Here is a 3,978-nt window from a genome sequence, read left to right on the forward strand (position 1 = left end):
TGCTCCGACTTCTCCTTCATGCCGGCCTCGGCGTAGTCACGCACGTCCTGGGTGATCTTCATCGAGCAGAAGTGCGGGCCGCACATCGAACAGAAGTGGGCCAGCTTGTGCGCGTCCTTCGGCAGGGTCTCATCATGGAACTCCTTGGCCTTCTCCGGATCCAGGCCAAGATGGAACTGGTCCTCCCAGCGGAATTCGAAGCGCGCCTTGCTCAGCGCGTTGTCGCGCACCTGCGCACCCGGGTGGCCCTTGGCGAGGTCGGCCGCATGCGCGGCGATGCGGTAGGCCATGATGCCGTCGCGCACGTCCTGGCGGTTGGGCAGGCCCAGGTGCTCCTTCGGCGTCACGTAGCACAGCATGGCGGTGCCGAACCAGCCGATCATCGCCGCGCCGATCGCACTGGTGATGTGGTCGTAGCCGGGTGCGATGTCGGTGGTCAGCGGCCCCAGCGTGTAGAACGGCGCTTCGCCACACTCGCGCAGCTGCTTGTCCATGTTCTCCTTGATCAGCTGCATCGGCACGTGGCCGGGGCCTTCGATCATGGTCTGCACGTCGTGCTTCCAGGCAATCTTCGTCAACTCCCCCAGCGTTTCCAGTTCGCCGAACTGCGCTGCATCGTTGGCATCGGCGATGCAGCCCGGGCGCAGGCCGTCGCCCAGCGAGAAGGTCACGTCGTAGGCCTTCATGATCTCGCAGATCTCTTCGAAATGCGTGTAGAGGAAGTTCTCCCTGTGATGTGCCAGGCACCACTTGGCCATGATCGAACCACCACGGCTGACGATGCCGGTCACCCGCTTGGCGGTGAGCGGCACATAGCGCAGCAGCACGCCGGCATGGATGGTGAAGTAATCCACGCCCTGCTCGGCCTGCTCGATCAGCGTGTCGCGGAAGATCTCCCAGGTGAGTGCCTCGGCGCGGCCGTCGACCTTCTCCAGCGCCTGGTAGATCGGCACGGTACCGATCGCCACCGGCGAGTTGCGGATGATCCATTCGCGGGTTTCGTGGATGTGCTTGCCGGTGGACAGGTCCATCACCGTGTCGCCGCCCCAGCGGATCGCCCACACCAGCTTCTCCACCTCCTCGGCGATGCCGGAGGACACCGCGCTGTTGCCGATGTTGGCGTTGATCTTGGTGAGGAAGTTGCGGCCGATGATCATCGGCTCGCTTTCCGGATGGTTGATGTTGTTGGGCAGCACCGCACGGCCGCGGGCGATCTCGTCGCGCACGAATTCCGGAGTGATGATCTTCTGGATCGACGCCCCGAACGCCTCGCCCGGATGCTGCTGCAGCAGGCCGGCGTCGCGGATCGCTTCCAGCCGCTGGTTCTCACGGATGGCGACGAATTCCATTTCCGGCGTGATGATGCCGCGCCGCGCGTAATGCATCTGCGTGACGTTGGCGCCGGCGCGTGCACGGCGCGGCAGGCTGCGTGCAGGGAAGCGCACCGCATCGAGCTTCGGGTCATGCTCGCGATCGCGACCGAATGAAGAACTCAGGCCTTCGAGCTGCTCGGTGTCGCCGCGCTCTTCCACCCAGCCGCGACGCAGCGCCGGCAAGCCAGCGGACAGATCGATGTGCACTTCCGGATCGGTATACGGGCCCGACGTGTCGTAGACCGTGACCGGTGCATTCTCTTCGCCGCCGAACAGCGTCGGCGTGCGGGTCAGCGCGATCTCGCGCATCGGCACCTGCAGGTCCGGGCGCGAGCCGGGCACGTGGATCTTGCGCGAGCCGGGAATGGGCCGGGTCACGGATTCGGAGAGTTGCTGGGCCTGTTGCTGCAGGGCAGAGAGCTGTGCGTCCATCGGGCATCGTCCAGGAAGGTCAGGGACGAAGCGGCGGCGCACTGCCGCCACGCGCGGACGGTCCCTGGGCGGAGTCCGGGCATGGCAGCATTGCAAAGCTTCCCTACGCCGGTATGAGCCGGATCAGGTTCCAAGGGACTGTCTCAACCGTGGCCGTTTGGCCGCGGTACCCCCGCTTCTTGCTGCGCATTAGAGCATAGAAAGCACTGCAGCTCATGACCGTTGCAGCCGCGCATCGCGTGGATTCGTTGTTTCTGTACTAACAGAGCCGTGACATCGCGTTCAGTAACGTGCACGTCCGTCGCATTCCAGCGACCGATGCTTCCTTCGCCGCCGACGCGGCCCCTGCCCGGCTCGCGCTGCACGCCGCCGGCCCCTCGCTGCAAGCTCTGCTCGCTCCGCTCAATCCCTTGATCGGAGAAGCTCCTTCATGGTGTTTCGCATTTCCATCGCACTGGTGCTCGTCCTGGTGCTGCTGGCTGGCTTCGCGCCCGGCCCGTTCAATACCGTCGTCCAGTCGGTACTCGCCGATGTCATCCGCAGTGTCGGTTGGCTCTATCTTCTGGTCGTGTTCCTGGCGCTGACCTTCCTGATGTACCTGGCCTTCGGTCGTTTCGGCAACCTGCGCATCGGCGGTGAAGATGCCGAACCGGAGTTCTCGCGCGCCAGCTGGATGTCGATGCTGTTCGCCGCAGGCATGGGCATCGGCCTGGTGTTCTGGGGCGCCGCCGAGCCGATTTCCCACTTCACCAAGCCACCGGAAGGCCTGGCCCCGCAGAGCATGGACGCGGCGCGGGCTTCGATGCGCTATGCATTCTTCCATTGGGGCCTGCACCCCTGGGCAATCTACGCGCTGATCGGCCTGGCGATGGCCTGGTTCCAGTTCAACCGCAACGGCCGCGGCCTGGTCAGCGACATGCTGCAGCCGATCATCGGCCGCCACCATCGCGGCTGGATCGGGCGCGTGGTCAACATTGCAGCGGTCGTTGCCACTGCGATTGGCGTGGCCACCACGCTGGGCTTCGGCACCATCCAGATCGCTGCCGGCATGGAGCGCGTGTTCGGCCTGCACGCGGGCGTGCCCCTGCAGCTGACCATCATCGCCATCGCGTTCGTGCTGTACATGGCGTCCACCGCCAGTGGCGTGGAGCGCGGAGTGAAGTGGCTGTCCAACTTCAACCTTGCGCTGGCCGCGCTGCTGGCCGCCACCGTACTGGTGCTGGGCCCGACCGGATTCATCTTCGATACGTTCACCACCACCCTGGGCTCGTACCTCAACCAGCTGGTGACGATGAGTCTGCGCATGTCGCCGTTCTCGGGCAGCACCTGGGTGGCGGACTGGACCATCTTCTACTGGGCGTGGTGGATTTCCTGGGCCCCGTTCGTCGGCTCGTTCATCGCGCGTATCTCGCGCGGACGCAGTGTCCGCGAGTTCGTCATCGGCGTGGTGCTGGCACCGACCGTGCTGGGCTTCTTCTGGTTCGCGGTGTTTGGCGGCACCGCGCTGTGGGCGCAGATCTTCGGCCATGCCGATCTGGTACAGGCACTGGGCAACGGCTATGAAACGGTGCTGTTCACGCTGTTTGACAGCATGCCGCTGCCCTTGCTGCTTTCCTGCATCGCGCTGGTGCTGCTGATGATCTTCTTCGTGACATCGGCCGATTCGGCGGTGCTGGTGCTGGCCAGCATGTCCACCGATGAAGCGGGCGATCCGCCGTTGAAGCGCAAGCTGGCCTGGGGCATCGCGGTGGCATTGATCGCAGCGGCGCTGCTGCTGGCGGGCGGCCTGGATGCGCTGCAGGGCATGATCACGATCGCGGCATTGCCATTTGCGCTGCTGATGGTGCTGGTGATGGTGTCGCTGTACCGGGTGCTGGACCAGGAGTACACGCGCGAGCGGCGGCAGGCACAGCGCCAGCGGCACATGATCGATGCGTGGATAGCGCGCGAGATGGCAGCGCAGGAAGAGACGCAGGCGGAGGCGGCACGCGCTCAGGATTCGGATTGAGGGTGTTTTGTAGCCTGCGGCTGCACCGCTTTTTTCAAGCAACGGCAACAGCAACTTCAACAGCGGCTCTGGATTGCTGCTGGTTGGGCGGGGCGGTGTGGGCCGGCAGGACACGCCGTAAACCCCCAGACCGGCCCAGCCGCTGGCGGCTGTGCGTTCGGGCGC

General features: G+C 65.1%; 2 protein-coding genes and 1 riboswitch. Of the genes, one reads left to right on the forward strand and one right to left on the reverse strand.

From position 1 onward, the window contains the following. A partial coding sequence (gene thiC / locus N7590_RS21880; protein WP_279935900.1) for a phosphomethylpyrimidine synthase ThiC occupies positions 1–1,805 on the reverse strand: 1,805 nt, incomplete at its 3' end. Between the two features lie 82 nt (positions 1,806–1,887). Beyond that, positions 1,888–1,989, reverse strand: a riboswitch (TPP riboswitch). A gap of 246 nt (positions 1,990–2,235) precedes the next feature. Between thiC and N7590_RS21885 the strand changes: the two genes are divergently transcribed. After that, complete coding sequence (locus N7590_RS21885) at positions 2,236–3,813, forward strand: BCCT family transporter (RefSeq protein ID WP_008267394.1); 1,578 nt, start codon at positions 2,236–2,238, stop codon at positions 3,811–3,813. Positions 3,814–3,978: the final 165 nt, after the last annotated feature.

This window comes from Stenotrophomonas sp. GD04024, from assembly GCF_029837545.1.
GTDB lineage: Bacteria > Pseudomonadota > Gammaproteobacteria > Xanthomonadales > Xanthomonadaceae > Stenotrophomonas > Stenotrophomonas forensis.

What these genes read in the sequence shown, in the direction of transcription:
- N7590_RS21885 (WP_008267394.1), top strand. Translation starts at nt 2,236, where the DNA reads ATGGTGTTTCGCATTTCCATCGCACTGGTGCTCGTCCTGGTGCTGCTG.